This window comes from Streptomyces sp. NPDC056231, from assembly GCF_048270745.1.
Lineage (GTDB): Bacteria > Actinomycetota > Actinomycetes > Streptomycetales > Streptomycetaceae > Streptomyces.
This window is the reverse complement of sequence record NZ_JBLVKW010000003.1, coordinates 57,652-74,352: the sequence shown is the minus strand read 5'-3', so window position 1 is coordinate 74,352 and position 16,701 is coordinate 57,652. Positions and strand designations below refer to the sequence as shown.

The window sequence follows — 16,701 nt, the reverse complement described above, 5'->3', positions numbered from 1 at the left end:
CATGGGCTCGTCGGTCCCGCGATCCGGAGAAAAGCGTTCCGTTCACGTCAATTCACGACGAACGGTGACGAGGTGCATGCGTTATGTGATGTGCTGGGGATCGACGCCGACGGTCAACGCACCACTGTTGTCCCGGGGTACTCGAGGGAGGGGAGCGCCATGGGGGCGGAGCAGATTCGCCGATGGGAATCGGGTGCCCTCGCGCATGCCGTCTCCGATCCGTTCGGCCAGGGCCCCCTGCCCTGGCTCCGGGGCAGCGAGAACTACTTCGACGACACCGGCCAGGTCGTCCCCTGGTACGCCGATCCCACCCTGGCCCGCGGCTCCACCGGCGGAGGTACCCGTACCGCCGACGACGTCCACCGCCAGATCAAGGGTTTCGCCTCGACCGGCGCCGCGGCCCCCGGCGAGGCGATCGACTTCCACATCACCGTGGACCCGCCGCAGCAGTTCACCGTGGACATCTACCGGATCGGTCATTACGGGGGCGACGGCGCCGCCAAGATCACCACGAGCCCGCGGCTCTCCGGCATCGTCCAGCCCGCCCCGCTCACCGCCGACCGCACGGTCTCCTGCCACCACTGGTGGCAGTCCTGGCGGCTGCAGATCCCCGCCTACTGGTCGATCGGCGCCTACGTCGCCGTGCTCACCACGGTCGACGGCTACCGCTCCCACATCCCGTTCACCGTCCGCGACGACCACCCGGCCGATCTGCTCCTCGTCCTGCCGGACATCACCTGGCAGGCGTACAACCTCTACCCGGAGGACGGCCGCACCGGCGCCAGCCTCTACCACGCCTGGGACGAACAGGGCCGGCTGCTCGGCGAGGAGGACGCGGCGGTCACCGTCTCCTTCGACCGCCCGTACGCGGGCGCCGGGCTGCCTCTCCACGTCGGTCATGCCTACGACTTCATCCGCTGGGCCGAGCGGTACGGCTACGACATCGGGTACGCCGACACCCGCGATCTGCACGCCGGCCGGATCGATGCCGGTCGGTACCGGGGCCTGATCTTCCCGGGCCACGACGAGTACTGGTCGGTCCCGATGCGCCGCACCGTGGAAGCGGCGCGCGACGGCGGCACCTCGCTCGTCTTCCTCTCCGCCAACACCATGTACTGGCAGGTCAGCCTCTCCCCGTCGCCGTCCGGTGTCCCGGACCGGCTGCTCACCTGCCGCAAACGCCGCGGCCCGGGCAGGCCCGCACTCTGGCGCGAGGTCGACCGGGCCGAGCAGCAGGTCCTCGGCATTCAGTACGCGGGCCGGGTTCCCGACCCGCACCCCCTGGTCGTACGGAACTCGGAGCACTGGCTCTGGGACGCGACCGGGGCGGACGAGGGCGACGAGATCGACGGACTGGTCGCCGGCGAGGCCGACCGCTACTTCCCGCGCACCGCCCTCCCGGAGCACGACAGCCGCATTCTGCTCGCCCACTCCCCGTACCAGGACAGCGAAGGCACGACGCGCCACCAGGAGACGTCCCTCTACCGCGCCCCGTCCGGCGCCCTCGTCTTCGCCTCCGGCACCTTCGCCTGGTCCCCGGCCCTGGACCGCCCCGGCCATGTGGACACCCGTATCCAGCGCGCCACTGCCAATCTCCTCGACCGGATCTGCAAACACGGCTGAGAAGGGCCGTCCGGAGTCACCTGCGGGGTCCTCAACCCCCCGCTCTGCCCCATCCCACCGGATACGGGAGAATCGGAACGACTCCTGGATCAACCTACGCGGAGGCAGCGTGTCCGGATTTGTAGAAAAGCCCGAGCCGGTGATGGTCCCCGGACTCACCCACCTCCACACCGGCAAGGTGCGCGAGCTGTACCGGAACGAGGCGGGCGACCTCGTCATGGTCGCCAGCGACCGGATGTCCGCGTACGACTGGGTCCTGCCCACCGAGATCCCCGACAAGGGCCGCGTCCTCACCCAGCTTTCGCTGTGGTGGTTCGACCAGCTGTCCGATCTTGTCCCGAATCACGTCCTGTCCACCGAGCTCCCCGCCGGAGCCCCCGCCGACTGGGCCGGGCGGACGCTGATCTGCAAATCGCTGCGGATGGTTCCCGTCGAGTGCGTCGCTCGCGGCTATCTCACCGGCTCGGGCCTCGTCGAGTACAACGAGTCCCGTACGGTCTGTGGACTCGCTCTCCCCGAGGGGCTCGTCGACGGTTCCGAACTCCCGGCACCGATCTTCACCCCCGCCACCAAGGCGGCCGTCGGTGACCACGACGAGAACGTGTCGTACGAGGAGGTGGCCCGCGAGGTCGGTGCGGAGACCGCAGCCCTGCTGCGCCGCGCCACCCTCGACGTCTACGCCCGGGCCCGCGACATCGCCCGCGGGCGCGGCATCATCCTCGCCGACACCAAGTTCGAGTTCGGCTTTACCGCCGCAGGTGAAGGAGGTGCGGACCTGATCATCGCGGACGAGGTGCTGACCCCGGACTCGTCCCGCTTCTGGCCGGCTGCTGCCTGGGAGCCGGGCAAGGCGCAGCCCTCGTACGACAAGCAGTTCGTGCGCGACTGGCTGACCTCACCTGCCTCCGGCTGGGACCGGAAGAGCGAGCAGCCGCCCCCGGCACTGCCGCAGGAGATCGTCGACGCGACCCGGGCGAAGTACGTGGAAGCGTACGAGCTCCTCACCGGCCACAGCTGGCAGTAGGACACGAAGAAGGCCCCGGTCACAGGACCGGGGCCTTCTTGCATGGAGCGAACGACGAGGTTCGAACTCGCGACCTCAACCTTGGCAAGGTTGCGCTCTACCAACTGAGCTACGTTCGCACTGCGCCGAAGCGCGATGCCTACTATACCCATCCGCGCTCCCGTGCGAGACGCACCGCCGCGTGACGGTTCTCCGCGCCGAGCTTCGAGGCGGCCGCGGAGAGGTGATTCCGAACGGTTGCCTGCGGCAGTGATGCCCGCTCCGCGATCTCGGCGACAGGCGCCCCGTCCGCCGCCAGTTCCAGCACCTCGGCCTCGCGCACCGTCAGTGGCGAGTCCCCGGCGGAGATCGCGTCGGCAGCCAACTCCGGATCCACATAACGGTTTCCGGCGTGGACGGTACGAATGATGTCGGCCGGCTGCCGGGCGCTGACCGTCTTCGGGACGAACGCCCGCACGCCCGCCGCGAGCGCCTGTTTCAGATGTCCGGGGCGGCCATGACTCGTCACGATCATGGTCCGGCAGCCGGGCAGTTCAGCCCGTGGAGATGTGGCCACACTCACACCGTCCGCACCCGGCATCTCCGGATCGAGGACCGCGGCATCGGGGCGGTGGGCGCGCGCCAGGGCGAGCGCCTCCGGACCGGTCGCCGCCTCCGCGACCACGACGAGGTCGTCCTCCAGCGCGGCCGGCGCGCCCCGGATCAGATGCTTGTCGTCGGCGAGCGGCACCCGTCCGCGCGCCACGGAGAAGGAGATCCGGCTCGCAGCCTCGAAGCCGCCGGCATGGCGCCGCCGCACGCCGTCCGCCTCGATCACGCATTCATGGTCATGCCCTCAGACTTCCGCCGGATCACGGCGGCGAGCAGTGCGAGCTGTCACCACTGCCCATGACAAACGTCATGCGGGACCGGGGGCGACGGGTGTCGGAATACGACGAAGGCCCTGGTCGGTATCGACCAGGGCCTTCGATCAAGAGCGGACGACGAGATTCGAACTCGCGACCCTCACCTTGGCAAGGTGATGCTCTACCAACTGAGCCACGTCCGCATTGCTGCCGCTCAGCTTTCACTGGGCGGTGCGAACACCACTCTACCCGATCCACCGGAGTGGTGGTTAAGAGCGATGCAGAGCGGGTGACAGGAATTGCACACTGCGCCTTCCCCCTGGAAGGGGGATGTTCTGCTACTGAACTACACCCGCACGCTGCGTGAGGTTCGGCTTTTCGGCCTTGCCCCTCGGCGTGCTCCAGACTCTAGCCGAACTGATGGGGTGTCGCGCAAGTCGGTGCCGCGGGGTGTCGCCGCGGAGGTTGCGCCGGGTGTCGTTCAACTGGCCTCGCGGAACGCCTCGTAGACCTTCTTGGGGATCCGGCCGCGGGCCGGCACCTCCATCCGGTGCGAGCGGGCCCAGGCGCGCACGGCCGCCGGGTCGGGTTCCAGCGAGGTGTGCCGGTACGAGGCGGGAGTCCTGCCGCGCTTGCCGGCGTTTGTCTGCTTACGGCCGGCCGCCATGTACGGCGCGAGGACCTTGCGCAGTTTCTTTGCATTCGACGGATTCAGGTCGATCTCGTACGACTTCCCGTCCAGGGCGAAGGTGACCGTTTCCGCCGCTGCTCCCCCGTCGATGTCGTCGGAGAGGGTGACCACTACGCGCTGAGCCACGGATATCGGTCCTTTCCTACGGCACCGGCGCGTCTGGCATGCGCTGATGACCGGCCTTTCGGCTGCTAGGCGGATGCGGGTCGACCGGTGTCGACTGTTTAGGGGCAATCCTGCTTTCCCCGGTAATCATTTGTACAGCGACAGGCGCCGCATTGTGAAGCCCGGCCAATTGCCTCCGCGTGTCCGCCTTCTATGTATGTGCTGTGAGGATTTCTCTTCGCGGGACTTTTCCTGCCCGTTGTCACGGCCGATATCTCCATGTGATCGAGCCTGTTTGATATCTACCCGCGTAGAATTTCTGGGCAGGTAGGCTGAGGGGACCTGCGGGGGTCTGGGGAGCCCCCCGGAGAAACAGCCGCACCACACCACCACCGGGAGTGCCAGTGGCACGCGTCGTAGTCGACGTCATGCTCAAGCCGGAGATCCTCGACCCGCAGGGACAGGCGGTGCAGCGTGCACTGCCCCGTCTCGGCTTCGAGGGAATCGCGGACGTACGTCAGGGAAAGCGTTTCGAGCTCGAGGTCGAGGGGCCGGTCGATGATGCCGCGCTCGGTCGCATTCACGAGATGGCCGAGACGTTCCTCGCCAACACCGTCATCGAGGACTTCACCGTGAAGGTGGAGAAGGCCGAGGAGTCGAAGTGACTGCTCGTATCGGAGTCGTCACCTTTCCGGGCACGCTCGACGACCAGGACAGCCTGAGGGCCGTACGGGTCGCGGGCGCCGAACCCGTATCGCTGTGGCACCGCGACAAGGACCTGCACCAGGTCGACGCGGTCATCCTGGCGGGCGGCTTCTCCTACGGCGACTATCTGCGGGCCGGAGCCATCTCCCGGTTCTCGCCGGTCATGGAGACCGTCATCGAGCAGGCCAGGGCGGGGATGCCGGTCCTCGGCATCTGTAACGGCTTCCAGATCCTGACCGAGGCTCACCTGCTGCCCGGCGCGATGCTGCGCAACAACCACCTGCACTTCATCTGCCGCGACCAGAAGCTGCGCGTCGAGAACGCGGAGACCGCCTGGACCTCGGACTACTCCGCGGGCCAGGAGATCTCCGTACCGCTCAAGAACATGGACGGGCGTTACGTCGCCGATGAGCGCGTCCTCGACGAGCTGGAGGCGGAGGGCCGTGTCGCCTTCCGCTACCTGGACGTGAACCCCAACGGCTCGCTCCGCGACATCGCCGGCATCACCAATGCCGCGGGCAATGTCGTCGGTCTGATGCCGCACCCGGAGCACGCCGTCGAGCCGCTGATCGGAACCGGTCGCACCGACGGTCTCGGTTTCTTCACCTCGATCATCAAGAAGCTGGTCAACGCATGAGCCTGGATACGGTCAAGCACGCGGCCGAGACCCCGGACGTCGAGCAGCCCTGGAAGGAGCTCGGCCTCAAGGAGGACGAGTACGCCCGGATCCGCGAGATCCTGGGCCGCCGTCCCACCGGCGCCGAGCTCGCCATGTACTCCGTGATGTGGTCCGAGCACTGCTCGTACAAGAGCAGCAAGGTCCACCTCAAGCAGTTCGGCGAGAAGGTCCCCGTCAACGACGCGATGCTCGTCGGCATCGGCGAGAACGCCGGTGTGGTCGACGTCGGTCAGGGTTACGCGGTCACCTTCAAGGTCGAGTCGCACAACCACCCCTCGTACATCGAGCCCTACCAGGGCGCGGCCACCGGCGTCGGTGGCATCGTCCGCGACATCCTCGCCATGGGTGCCCGTCCGGTCGCGGTCGTCGACCCGCTGCGGTTCGGAGCGGCCGACCACCCCGACACCAAGCGGGTCCTCCCGGGTGTCGTCGCGGGTATCGGCGGGTACGGCAACTGCCTGGGTCTGCCCAACATCGGCGGCGAGGTCGTCTTCGACGCCTGCTACCAGGGCAACCCGCTCGTCAACGCCGGCTGCATCGGCGTGATGAAGCACGAGGACATCCACCTGGCCCAGGCCTCCGGCCCCGGCAACAAGGTGATCCTGTACGGCGCCCGCACCGGCGGCGACGGCATCGGCGGCGTCTCGGTCCTGGCCTCGGAGACCTTCGAGTCGACCGGTCCGGCGAAGCGCCCGGCCGTCCAGGTCGGCGACCCGTTCCAGGAGAAGCTCCTCATCGAGTGCACCCTGGAGATCTTCGGCGAGAAGCTCGTCGCGGGCATCCAGGACCTCGGCGGTGCGGGTCTCTCCTGCGCCACCTCGGAGCTGGCCTCCGCCGGTTCCGGCGGCATGCGTGTCGAGCTGGACACCGTTCCGCTGCGCGACTCCTCCCTCTCGCCCGAGGAAATCCTCATGAGCGAGTCGCAGGAGCGTATGTGCGCGATCGTCGAGCCGCAGCACGTGGACCGCTTCATGGAGATCTGCGAGAAGTGGGATGTCATCGCCACCGTCATCGGTGAGGTGACCGAGGGCTCGCAGCTGGAGATCTTCTGGCACGGCGAGCAGATCGTCGACGTGCCGCCGCGGTCCGTCGCCCACGAGGGCCCGACGTACCACCGCCCGTTCGCCCGCCCGTCCTGGCAGGACGCGCTGCAGGCCGACGACGCGAACAAGCTGCCCCGCCCGGCGAACGCCGCCGAGCTGCGCGAGCAGGTGCTGAAGCTGGTCGCCTCCCCGAACCAGGCCTCGAAGGCGTGGATCACGGACCAGTACGACCGGTTCGTGCAGGGCAACACCGTGCTTGCGATGCCCGAGGACGCCGGCATGGTCCGGATCGACGAGAAGTCGAACCTGGGCGTGGCCATGGCGACCGACGGCAACGGCCGGTACGCGAAGCTCGACCCGTACACGGGTGCGCAGCTCGCGCTGGCGGAGGCGTACCGCAATGTCGCCACCTCCGGCGCCAAGCCGCTCGCCATCTCGGACTGCCTGAACTTCGGTTCGCCCGAGGACCCGGACGTCATGTGGCAGTTCGCCGAGGTCACCCGTGGTCTCGCGGACGGCTGCCTGGAGCTGGGCACCCCGGTCACCGGCGGCAATGTGTCGCTGTACAACCAGACCGGTGAGACGGCGATCCACCCGACGCCGGTCGTGGCCGTGCTCGGTGTGATCGACGACGTGACGCGGCGTACCCCGGTCGCCTTCAAGGACGAGGGCCAGCTCCTCTACCTGCTCGGCGACACGCGTGAGGAGTTCGGCGGCTCGGCCTGGTCCGAGGTCGTCCACAACCACCTCGGCGGGCTGCCGCCCAAGGTCGACCTGGGCCGCGAGAAGCTGCTCGGCGAGATCCTGATCTCGGCGTCCCGCGACGGCATGGTCGACGCGGCGCACGACCTCTCCGACGGCGGCCTGATCCAGGCGGTCACCGAGTCCTGCCTCCGCGGCGGGAAGGGTGCCCGGCTGGTCGTGCCGGACGGTCTGGACGCGTTCACGTTCCTCTTCTCCGAGTCTGCGGGCCGAGCGGTTGTCTCGATTCCGCGCAGCGAAGAGCTCCGCTTCAACGACATGTGCGGGGCGCGGGGTCTGCCCGTCACCCGGATCGGTGTCGTGGACGGCGAGGAGATCGAGGTCCAGGGCGAGTTCAGCATCCCGCTGAGCGAGCTCCGCACCGCCCACGAGGCGACGATCCCCGGTCTGCTCGCCTGAGCCGGACGCGCTGCTCGATTGCGTGACGTCTGAGCCCCCGCCCGGTCCGCCGGGCGGGGGCTTCGTCGTGGGGACACCCCGTAGGCTCCCTCCCATGCCGCCGTCCCAGAAGCGCGCCCGCCGCTACGACCTTGCCCGGACCCGCGCCGCCGTACAGGCGCAGTTCGCCCATGTCCGGTCAGCGGTCAGCACACTGACGCCCGATCAGCTCGCCCTGCCGACCCGGCTCGGGGAGTGGACGGTGCGGGAGCTGGCCGCCCATCTGGCCATGGCGGTTTCGAACGTCTGCCGGAACCTGGAGCTGCCCGAGCCGCCCGGGGACAAGCCCGAGGTGTCCCTGCTGGAGTGGCCGTTCTCGACCGCGGGGCGGGCCGTCCGGATCGCCGACGCCACCAGGGCGCTCGCCGCGGACCGTCCCGACCTCGACGCGTTGTACGCGGAGGTCGCCGACCGGTTCGACGCGCTGGTGCCGGGCGTGGGCGAGGACCGGCTGCTGCCGACCCGGGTCGGCGTGATGCGGCTGGGCGACTTCCTCGTCACCCGCACTGTCGAACTCGTCGTGCACACGGACGACCTGAGCGCGGCGACCGGGCTCGACGTCCCGTACGACCGGCAGGCACTCGCCGCCTGCAGCCGGCTGCTCGCCGACGCCCTCGCGGAGAAGGCGCCCGGCGGCTCGGTGGAGGTGCGCGTTCCGCCGTTCGCCGTCGTCCAGTGTGTCCCGGGCCCGAAGCACACGCGCGGTACGCCGCCCAACGTCGTCGAGACCGATCCGCTGACCTGGATCCGGCTCGCGACCGGGCGTACGCAGTGGCGGGCGGCACTCGATGCGGCAGAGGTCAGTGCCAGCGGCGAGCGGGCCGATCTCGGCGACCTGCTGCCGCTGCTCCGCTGAGAGGAACCGGATCGGTCCTTCGTGCCGTCACGTGGCCATGCTCGGACACCGTATGCCTGTCAGCGCCGGTGGCACCGCCGGTGCGGAGAAGCCGCATACCGCCCTCGGCGGCCCGCACCCGGTGTGAGGCTCGCCACGAAACGAGCGTTCGACCAGCGCCTCCGGCGCCCTGTCGGCGGACTCACCGAGCGCCACCACCGGGCCCGGCACCCCCGGGGGCACCCCGTGGCTTGAACTAGCCGGTAAACGGCCGGTAGGCCGGGCGTCAGCCGCCCTGCAGCGGATCCTGCCCCGCCTCCGCGCCCCCGCCGACAGCCGAATTCCGTCACTGCCCGTGACCGCGCACGTGGCCCCCGGAACGGCGTTTCGGGCCTCTTCCCCGGTGCTCCGACGGGGCATCCCCAATTCGGACCAGTGGTCGACCTCGCCTACACTCGGTGGTGTGCCTCGTGGTGATGGACGACTCAACCACGACCTGCTCCCCGGAGAGAAGGGCCCCCAGGACGCTTGCGGCGTCTTCGGTGTCTGGGCTCCGGGTGAAGAGGTCGCCAAGCTCACCTATTTCGGACTGTATGCCCTGCAGCACCGTGGACAGGAGTCCGCGGGCATCGCAGTGAGCAACGGGTCCCAGATCCTGGTCTTCAAGGACATGGGACTGGTCTCGCAGGTCTTCGACGAAACGTCTCTGGGATCTCTCCAGGGCCATATCGCGGTCGGTCATGCCCGCTACTCCACCACCGGTGCCTCGGTGTGGGAGAACGCGCAGCCGACGTTCCGTGCGACCGCGCACGGCTCGATCGCCCTGGGTCACAACGGCAATCTGGTCAATACGGCCCAGCTCGCCGAGATGGTTGCCGACCTTCCCCGCAAGGACGGCCGCGCCACCCAGGTCGCCGCGACGAACGACACCGATCTGGTGACCGCTCTGCTCGCCGGCCAGACCGACGACGACGGCAAGCCGCTCACCATCGAGGAGGCCGCTGCCGCGGTGCTTCCCGAGGTGAAGGGCGCCTTCTCGCTCGTCTTCATGGATGAGCACACCCTCTACGCAGCCCGTGACCCGCAGGGCATCCGTCCGCTGGTCCTCGGCAGGCTGGAGCGTGGCTGGGTGGTGGCCTCCGAGTCCGCCGCCCTCGACATCTGCGGTGCCAGCTTCGTCCGCGAGATCGAGCCGGGCGAGCTCGTCGCCATCGACGAGAACGGCCTGCGCACCTCGCGCTTCGCGGAAGCGAAGCCCAAGGGCTGTGTCTTCGAGTACGTCTATCTGGCCCGCCCCGACACCGACATCGCCGGGCGCAACGTGTACCTCTCCCGCGTGGAGATGGGCCGCAGGCTGGCCGCCGAGGCCCCGGTCGAGGCCGATCTGGTCATAGCGACTCCGGAGTCCGGCACGCCCGCCGCCATCGGCTACGCGGAAGCAAGCGGTATCCCGTTCGGCGCCGGTCTGGTCAAGAACGCGTACGTCGGCCGGACCTTCATCCAGCCCTCCCAGACCATTCGCCAGCTGGGAATCCGCCTCAAGCTGAACCCGCTCAAGGAAGTCATCAAGGGCAAGCGCCTGGTGGTCGTCGACGACTCGATCGTCCGCGGCAACACCCAGCGCGCACTGGTCCGGATGCTCCGCGAGGCCGGTGCCGCCGAGATCCACATCCGGATCTCGTCCCCGCCGGTGAAGTGGCCCTGCTTCTTCGGCATCGACTTCGCGACCCGTGCGGAGCTGATCGCCAACGGCATGACGGTCGACGAGATCTCCACGTCCATGGGGGCCGACTCGCTCGCGTACATCTCGCTCGACGCGATGGTCGAGGCGACCACGATCGCCAAGCCGAACCTGTGCCGCGCCTGCTTCGACGGTGAGTACCCGATGGAGCTCCCGGACCCGGAGCTGCTCGGCAAGCAGCTGCTGGAGACCGAGCTGGCGGCAGGCCCTGCGGCGACCGCCGCGGCCGACGCACTGCGTCGTCCGTGACCGGCCACGCACGCCAGCCCTGCCACCAGCCCCGTATTTCCACACGAAAGATCCCAGGCAATGTCTGAGACAACAGGTGCTTCCTACGCGGCAGCGGGCGTCGACATCGAGGCCGGCGACCGTGCCGTCGAGCTGATGAAGGAGTGGGTGAAGAAGACGCAGCGCGCAGAGGTCGCGGGCCTTGGCGGCCTCGGCGGATTCGCCGGCCTCTTCGACGCCTCGGCCCTCAAGCGCTACGAGCGTCCGCTGCTCGCCTCCGCCACCGACGGCGTCGGCACGAAGGTCGACCTCGCCCGCAAGATGGGCGTGTACGACACCATCGGCCACGACCTCGTCGGCATGGTCGTCGACGACCTGGTCGTCTGCGGCGCCGAGCCGCTCTTCATGACCGACTACATCTGTGTCGGCAAAGTGCACCCCGAGCGTGTCGCGTCCATCGTGAAGGGCATCGCCGAAGGCTGCGTGCTGGCCGGCTGCGCTCTGGTCGGCGGCGAGACCGCCGAACATCCGGGCCTCCTCGGCCCCGACGACTTCGATGTCGCGGGCGCCGGTACGGGCGTGGTCGAGGCCGATCGGCTGCTCGGCCCGGATCGTATCCGTAAGGGTGACGCGGTCATCGCGATGGCCTCGTCCGGACTTCACTCCAACGGGTACTCGCTCGTCCGCCACGTCTTCTTCGACCGGGCCGGCTGGGCGCTGGACCGCGATGTCGAGGAGTTCGGCCGCACGCTCGGCGAGGAGCTCCTGGAGCCCACCAGGATCTACTCGCTGGACTGCCTGGCGCTGACCCGCACGACCGAGGTGCACGGCTTCAGCCACGTCACCGGCGGCGGTCTCGCCAACAACCTGGCCCGGGTCATCCCGGACGACCTGCACGCCACCGTCGACCGCTCCACATGGACGCCCGGCGCGGTCTTCGATCTGGTCGGCAAGGCCGGTCAGGTCGAGCAGCTGGAGCTGGAGAAGACGCTCAACATGGGCGTCGGCATGATCGCGATCGTCCCGGCGGAATCCGTGGATGCCGCTCTGACGACGCTGGCCGACCGCGGGGTCGACTCCTGGGTGGCCGGCGAGATCACGGACCGCGGTACGCACGGTTCGGGCGCCGAGCTGGTCGGCGCTTACGCGCGCTAGTGCCGCGACCTGCAGTGTGTGCCCCAGGAGAAGGGGCGTCCGGTGCGTGCGATCGCAGGCGGCCGGACGTCCTGGGGTGGGTTCCTCCCTGCTCGACACTCGACCGAAGCTGAGAGCTCGGGGAAGGAACTACCGGGGCTTGTGGCCGACGCGGCGAGCGGGCGTGCCGGGCGGTGCGACAGGGCAGAGTCTGCCGGGAGGGGTACGGGGACACGCGATGGGGACGGGGCACACGGGTACCGTCCGGTGACCGTCCTGCTCCTGGTCGCCGGGCAGGTTCAAGCTGCCGATCGGCCCCGAAAAGCGCAACACAGAACCCGGTCCGGGCAGGCCCGGACCGGGTTGATGTGTCAGCGCGAGGTCAAGCGCCGCGGCGCTGTGACGACGGACCGGACTGGTCGTCCTCGTCCTCATCGTCGTCGTCGTTGTACAGATCCGCGTACTGTGCGTACGGGTCATCTTCCTTGTCGTCGTCCTCGAACGGCTCTGCGTTCGGTGGCTGACTCGAAGGCGATGCGCCCAGCTCATTGGCCAGACGCGACAGGTCAGTCCCGCCGCTGCTGTACTTCAGCTGGCGGGCGACCTTTGTCTGCTTGGCCTTTGCCCGGCCGCGCCCCATGGCTCGACCCCCTCGGTGACGGGGCTCGACGGCCCCAGAGTCTTGACACGCGTTCATGTTTCAGGACGGACTCTCGGCAGAGAGACCGTGCCCGTAGGGCTTTAACGGTACCTGCTTCCGTGGCCATACGGTACGCCGCCCGCATCACACGCCCCGGAACAGGACCAACGAGAAGCCCCGTCCTCGCTGGTCAACTGCGATTTTAACCTCTTCTTGGCATGCGACCCGCCGACCGGCGTGAGTCTTGTCTCGCCGGTCGGCGGGTCAGCGGTCCGAGGCACGACCGCGACGCCCGGTGAGGGCTCCGCGGCCGTCAGTGACGAGCGGTCAGGCGCGCCGCGCCTCGGCCATCCGCTGCTCGGCGATCCGGTCGGCCGCAGCGGCCGGCGGAATGCCGTCTTCCTTCGCGCGTGCGAATATTGCCAGCGTGGTGTCGAAGATCTTCGACGCCTTCGCCTTGCACCGGTCGAAGTCGAAGCCGTGCAGCTCGTCGGCGACCTGGATGACGCCGCCCGCGTTCACCACGTAGTCGGGGGCGTACAGGATCGAACGGTCCGCGAGATCCTTCTCGACGCCCGGATGTGCCAGCTGGTTGTTGGCCGCGCCGCACACCACCTTGGCCGTGAGCACCGGGACGGTCTCGTCGTTCAGCGCACCGCCCAGCGCGCACGGGGCGTAGATGTCGAGGCCTTCGGTACGGATCAGCGCGGCGGTGTCCGCGGCGACGGCCACCTCGGGGTGGAGATCGGTGATCCGGCGGACCGATTCCTCCCGGACGTCCGTGACCACGACCTCGGCGCCGTCCGACAGCAGGTGTTCGACGAGGTGGTGGCCGACCTTGCCGACGCCCGCGACCGCCACTTTTCGGCCACGCAGCGTCGGGTCGCCCCAGAGGTGCTGGGCCGAGGCCCGCATGCCCTGGAAGACACCGAACGCGGTGAGGACGGAGGAGTCGCCGGCGCCGCCGTTCTCCGGGGAGCGGCCGGTGGTCCACCGGCACTCGCGGGCGACGACGTCCATGTCGGAGACGTACGTGCCGACGTCGCAGGCGGTCACGTAGCGCCCGCCGAGCGAGGCCACGGCCCGGCCGTAGGCCAGCAGCAGTTCCTCGGTCTTGATCTTCTCGGGGTCGCCGATGATGACGGCCTTGCCGCCGCCGTGGTCGAGACCCGCCATGGCGTTCTTGTACGACATGCCGCGCGCCAGGTTCAGCGCATCCGCGACGGCCGCCTCCTCGGAGGCGTACGGATAGAAGCGGGTGCCGCCGAGGGCCGGGCCCAGGGCGGTGGAGTGGATGGCGATGACGGCCTTGAGGCCGCTGGCACGGTCCTGACAGAGCACGACTTGCTCGTGCCCCCCCTGATCCGAGTGGAACAGGGTGTGCAGGACGCCGTCGGTCACATCGGTCACGGTGGTGACTCCCAAGTACGAAGCGGCGGAAGACCCTCCTGAAGGTGGGGAGGGCCCCGGACCGACCGGCACGGACGGTCCGACTGGGCATGAGCGTAAGTCCTACGCGGGCGTAGATCTGTTCCAGTGCCAAGGATCACCCCCCGGCGGAGTACCGGCGTGACACGATCTGAGGCATGTCGGTGGTGTCTTCGGTGCTCGTCCCTTACGCGTCCTACCTCCGGGTGTACGAACCGCTGGCCGCTTTTCCGGAGCCGGAGCGGGCCCACTGGGCCAGCTACGCGGGGCGCGACCGCATCCCCACGGCGCAGGACGAACTCCGGCGTTCGCTGGCCGACTTGGCGGCCACCCCGCCGGTCGGGGTGCCGGTGCACGAGAGCAGGGACGCGTTCGTCGCCGAGGTGGACGGCGTGGTGTGCGTCTGTCCGTGGCGGACCCGGCTGCGCGGCTGGCTGGCGCTGGGGGAGCTGGCGGAGATGTTCCCGGCCCCGGTGCTCGACGCGGTGCTGCCGCCGGTGGTGCGCGGGCAGGCGCTCGCGGACCACGAGCAGTGGGCGGAGCGCAATCCGGACGCCCGGCCGTGGATCCGGACCGCGGTGTGGCAGGTACCTGTGCGCTGGTTCGTGCTCTTCTCGGACGAGGAGCGGGAGCACACGGAGGCGGCCGACGGCGGGGGAGCGCCGGTGCTGCGCTACCGGACCCCGATGGTGCAGGCGCGCCGTCGGCTGGCCAGGTCGCTGAGGACGCTGAGGGAGACCGTCGACGAGGGGTCGCTGACCGAGGGCCTGGTGGACGTCGGCCGGTGGCTGGAGGAGTTCCATCCGCGCGCGCTGGTCGAGCTCGACTACGGCGGACTGGTGCACGCACTGTCGGCCGAGCAGCTCGCCGGCGACCGGTCGGCCGCGGATGTCGCCGAGGGCATCGCGGCGCTGCGGGCCGGTGACACCGAAGGGGCGAGTGCGGCATACGGGCGGCTGGCGGAGCGCTGGCGGGTCGTGAGGGACCGTCAGTTCGCCAGCTGAGTCCGGCGGCGCGGGGTCGGGAACCGGCCTTCCTGCGGCTCGTCCGTGTGACTCACGGGAGTGGTGAGGGCAAAGTGGCAGGAGCGTACTCCTGCGGCGCTAGGACCTACGTCCCGAACCGGGCCTTTGTATCAAGGGTGACGGATAGCACTAACGGGGCCCTTGCGCCCTTCCCCACTCCTCGTGCCAAAATAGGACAAGGAGTCCGGGGAGGACTCCATCCGTCCAAGTAAGGGCGGATTGCTCTGCATTGCACGCTATGGGGGGTCTGATGGCTCCTGATCGCTCTGTGACTGATCGTCACGGTGGAGTGACTGTCCGCTATGGCATGGTCCATCGGCTTCCGTCGCTGATGAACACCTGGGAGGGCAATTCCATCGGTTTGGCCGACGCGGCTGGACGGATGGTGTAGTTGTAGTGCCGAGGACAAGCCGTTCGTCCTATAACCGACTCGGCCCGCGTCCGCCATTTCGGGCAACGTGGGTCAAGGTGCAGAATTTAGAGGAAAGAACCGAGATGGTTCGGTTCTCCCGAGGAGGCCGCTCATGACCGCTCGCACCCCTGATGCCGAGCCGCTGCTGACCCCGGCTGAGGTTGCCACGATGTTCCGCGTGGACCCGAAGACGGTCACCCGTTGGGCCAAGGCAGGCAAGCTCACGTCCATCCGCACGCTCGGTGGACACCGCCGGTACCGCGAGGCAGAGGTCCGCGCACTGCTTGCGGGTATTCCGCAGCAGCGCAGCGAGGCCTGACACACCCCTGTCGCCGCGTCATAACCGGGCTGCCCGGGTCCCCCAACCCGTGTCCGCCCACCCATAGCTCCACACGACGGGCGCCTGCCCCAACGGGCGCCATACCTGTGCAATGCGGGATATGTCGTTCGATCGCGCTGGACTCCGCCGGGTCCAGCGCGATCTTTTTGTGCCCGCGGGGCGGCCGGCGGGCCGGGGCTCCGGCTTCGCGTGGAGTGCGGTGCGGGCACATCCGACTCGGGCGCGCTGGTCCCCCGAGGGGCGCCCGGGGCTCGTGGGCCGCTCCTGGGCCTCCCCGCGGAAGCGTCTTCCGGGGAGTGCAATTGCACATATTAAATTCGCCAGTTGTAGGAAGGGTGTAAAGTCACGCTTTCTCAAAACTCGTTCAGTGACACCCGTCACACGGCCTGAGTCTTGCCAAGGCCGAGCCTGCCACTGCCGGGAAGTGGGCGCCCTCGCCATCGGTCACGTGGCGGCAGGGCTTTCGCCCTCGGTCCGGTCGGCGCGGTTCTGTTCTTCGGGGGCGGCCAAGGGGGCGGCCGTGGGGGCGGCGACCGCCGCGGACTCCTGAACGGCCGCTGGAGCCCTGTCGGATGACGCGGGCGGTTCCGGAGGCGGGACGGGCCCGGAGGTCGTCACGGGCTCCATGGCGAGCCTCAGGAGCAGGTGGCAGATCGGGCAGTGCCGGGTGAGGTGCCGGTAGCCGGAAGCGGCCGCCAGATGGGCGCGCAGCAGCGCGCGGGTCTCGTGCCTCGCCGTGGACGCCGCCATCCGCGCCACCTCCCGGTGGACCGCGCCGCCCCGCGCCGAGGAACAGGGGCGGCCCCTGCTGTCTGAGTACCCGTTGGCAGTTGCCGGAGTCAAGGCACGCGAAAGCCCGGATCCAGAAGGATCCGGGCTTTCGTTACTGCGGTCCTGACGGGATTTGAACCCGCGGCCTCCACCTTGACAGGGTGGCGAGCACTCCAAACTGCTCCACAGGACCAGGTTTTCGCGGCTTCCTTGCGGCTGCCTGCGAAACCAG

At 69.1% G+C, this 16,701-nt stretch carries 15 protein-coding genes and 4 tRNA genes; 10 read left to right on the top strand and 9 right to left on the bottom strand.

Going from position 1 to position 16,701, the window contains the following annotated elements:
- Positions 1–159 precede the first annotated feature (159 nt).
- Entirely contained in the window at positions 160–1,623 is a 1,464-nt protein-coding gene (locus ACNPQM_RS04015) for a N,N-dimethylformamidase beta subunit family domain-containing protein (protein WP_418082870.1), read from the top strand.
- Positions 1,624–1,732: 109 nt separating this feature from the next.
- Positions 1,733–2,647 (top strand): phosphoribosylaminoimidazolesuccinocarboxamide synthase, encoded by a 915-nt coding sequence (locus ACNPQM_RS04010; RefSeq protein WP_418082869.1) that lies wholly within the window; start codon positions 1,733–1,735, stop codon positions 2,645–2,647.
- Between the two features lie 43 nt (positions 2,648–2,690).
- On the opposite strand, the gene ACNPQM_RS04005 is transcribed toward ACNPQM_RS04010, so the two are convergent.
- The 5 genes from ACNPQM_RS04005 to ACNPQM_RS03985 form a co-directional block, all read right to left on the bottom strand.
- A tRNA-Gly gene (locus tag ACNPQM_RS04005) sits at positions 2,691–2,766 on the bottom strand.
- Between the two features lie 23 nt (positions 2,767–2,789).
- Positions 2,790–3,392, bottom strand: coding sequence for a response regulator (locus tag ACNPQM_RS04000; RefSeq protein WP_418083012.1), 603 nt, complete (start codon positions 3,390–3,392; stop codon positions 2,790–2,792).
- A gap of 230 nt (positions 3,393–3,622) precedes the next feature.
- Positions 3,623–3,695: transfer RNA gene (locus ACNPQM_RS03995), tRNA-Gly, on the bottom strand.
- An 81-nt stretch (positions 3,696–3,776) separates the two neighbouring features.
- Positions 3,777–3,848, bottom strand: a tRNA-Gly gene (locus ACNPQM_RS03990).
- Between the two features lie 125 nt (positions 3,849–3,973).
- Positions 3,974–4,309: a histone-like nucleoid-structuring protein Lsr2 gene (locus ACNPQM_RS03985; RefSeq protein WP_358858227.1), complete on the bottom strand. Its 336-nt coding sequence runs from the start codon at positions 4,307–4,309 to the stop codon at positions 3,974–3,976.
- Positions 4,310–4,692: 383 nt separating this feature from the next.
- Between ACNPQM_RS03985 and purS the strand changes: the two genes are divergently transcribed.
- From purS to purM, 6 genes are all read left to right on the top strand, one after another.
- Positions 4,693–4,953, top strand: a complete 261-nt coding sequence (gene purS / locus ACNPQM_RS03980; protein WP_037695153.1) for a phosphoribosylformylglycinamidine synthase subunit PurS — start codon at positions 4,693–4,695, stop codon at positions 4,951–4,953.
- Entirely contained in the window at positions 4,950–5,630 is a 681-nt protein-coding gene (gene purQ / locus ACNPQM_RS03975; RefSeq protein WP_358858228.1) for a phosphoribosylformylglycinamidine synthase subunit PurQ, read from the top strand. The genes purS and purQ overlap by 4 nt, the downstream gene beginning before the upstream one ends.
- Positions 5,627–7,876: a phosphoribosylformylglycinamidine synthase subunit PurL gene (purL, locus tag ACNPQM_RS03970; RefSeq protein ID WP_418082868.1), complete on the top strand. Its 2,250-nt coding sequence runs from the start codon at positions 5,627–5,629 to the stop codon at positions 7,874–7,876. The genes purQ and purL overlap by 4 nt, the downstream gene beginning before the upstream one ends.
- Before the next feature lie 94 nt (positions 7,877–7,970).
- Complete coding sequence (locus ACNPQM_RS03965) at positions 7,971–8,771, top strand: sterol carrier family protein (protein WP_418082867.1); 801 nt, start codon at positions 7,971–7,973, stop codon at positions 8,769–8,771.
- A gap of 442 nt (positions 8,772–9,213) precedes the next feature.
- Complete coding sequence (gene purF, locus ACNPQM_RS03960) at positions 9,214–10,740, top strand: amidophosphoribosyltransferase (RefSeq protein ID WP_406421073.1); 1,527 nt, start codon at positions 9,214–9,216, stop codon at positions 10,738–10,740.
- 60 nt (positions 10,741–10,800) lie between these two features.
- Positions 10,801–11,874, top strand: a complete 1,074-nt coding sequence (gene purM / locus ACNPQM_RS03955) for a phosphoribosylformylglycinamidine cyclo-ligase (protein WP_358858232.1) — start codon at positions 10,801–10,803, stop codon at positions 11,872–11,874.
- Positions 11,875–12,235: 361 nt separating this feature from the next.
- On the opposite strand, the gene ACNPQM_RS03950 is transcribed toward purM, so the two are convergent.
- Together ACNPQM_RS03950 and ACNPQM_RS03945 are read right to left on the bottom strand one after the other, a co-directional pair.
- A complete protein-coding gene (locus tag ACNPQM_RS03950) occupies positions 12,236–12,493 on the bottom strand; it encodes a DUF3073 domain-containing protein (RefSeq protein WP_358858233.1) in 258 nt (85 codons plus the stop codon).
- A gap of 327 nt (positions 12,494–12,820) precedes the next feature.
- Complete coding sequence (locus ACNPQM_RS03945) at positions 12,821–13,903, bottom strand: Leu/Phe/Val dehydrogenase (protein ID WP_358858234.1); 1,083 nt, start codon at positions 13,901–13,903, stop codon at positions 12,821–12,823.
- Between the two features lie 176 nt (positions 13,904–14,079).
- Here ACNPQM_RS03945 and ACNPQM_RS03940 point away from each other — a divergent pair, with 176 nt between their 5' ends.
- Together ACNPQM_RS03940 and bldC are read left to right on the top strand one after the other, a co-directional pair.
- A complete protein-coding gene (locus ACNPQM_RS03940) occupies positions 14,080–14,925 on the top strand; it encodes a hypothetical protein (protein WP_418082866.1) in 846 nt (281 codons plus the stop codon).
- Between the two features lie 545 nt (positions 14,926–15,470).
- A complete protein-coding gene (bldC, locus tag ACNPQM_RS03935) occupies positions 15,471–15,677 on the top strand; it encodes a developmental transcriptional regulator BldC (RefSeq protein WP_003949541.1) in 207 nt (68 codons plus the stop codon).
- Between the two features lie 465 nt (positions 15,678–16,142).
- On the opposite strand, the gene ACNPQM_RS03930 is transcribed toward bldC, so the two are convergent.
- Complete coding sequence (locus tag ACNPQM_RS03930) at positions 16,143–16,448, bottom strand: DUF6274 family protein (RefSeq protein ID WP_418082865.1); 306 nt, start codon at positions 16,446–16,448, stop codon at positions 16,143–16,145.
- 139 nt (positions 16,449–16,587) lie between these two features.
- Positions 16,588–16,662 (bottom strand) — tRNA-Asp (locus tag ACNPQM_RS03925).
- Between the last annotated feature and the right edge of the window lie 39 nt (positions 16,663–16,701).

Bases quoted from the DNA above. Each gene is read 5' to 3' on its own strand.
- bldC (WP_003949541.1), top strand. From the start codon at position 15,471: ATGACCGCTCGCACCCCTGATGCCGAGCCGCTGCTGACCCCGGCTGAG.
- purM (WP_358858232.1), top strand. From the start codon at position 10,801: ATGTCTGAGACAACAGGTGCTTCCTACGCGGCAGCGGGCGTCGACATC.
- ACNPQM_RS03930 (WP_418082865.1), bottom strand. From the start codon at position 16,448: ATGGCGGCGTCCACGGCGAGGCACGAGACCCGCGCGCTGCTGCGCGCC.
- ACNPQM_RS03965 (WP_418082867.1), top strand. From the start codon at position 7,971: ATGCCGCCGTCCCAGAAGCGCGCCCGCCGCTACGACCTTGCCCGGACC.
- ACNPQM_RS03950 (WP_358858233.1), bottom strand. From the start codon at position 12,493: ATGGGGCGCGGCCGGGCAAAGGCCAAGCAGACAAAGGTCGCCCGCCAG.
- purL (WP_418082868.1), top strand. From the start codon at position 5,627: ATGAGCCTGGATACGGTCAAGCACGCGGCCGAGACCCCGGACGTCGAG.
- ACNPQM_RS04015 (WP_418082870.1), top strand. From the start codon at position 160: ATGGGGGCGGAGCAGATTCGCCGATGGGAATCGGGTGCCCTCGCGCAT.
- ACNPQM_RS03940 (WP_418082866.1), top strand. From the start codon at position 14,080: ATGTCGGTGGTGTCTTCGGTGCTCGTCCCTTACGCGTCCTACCTCCGG.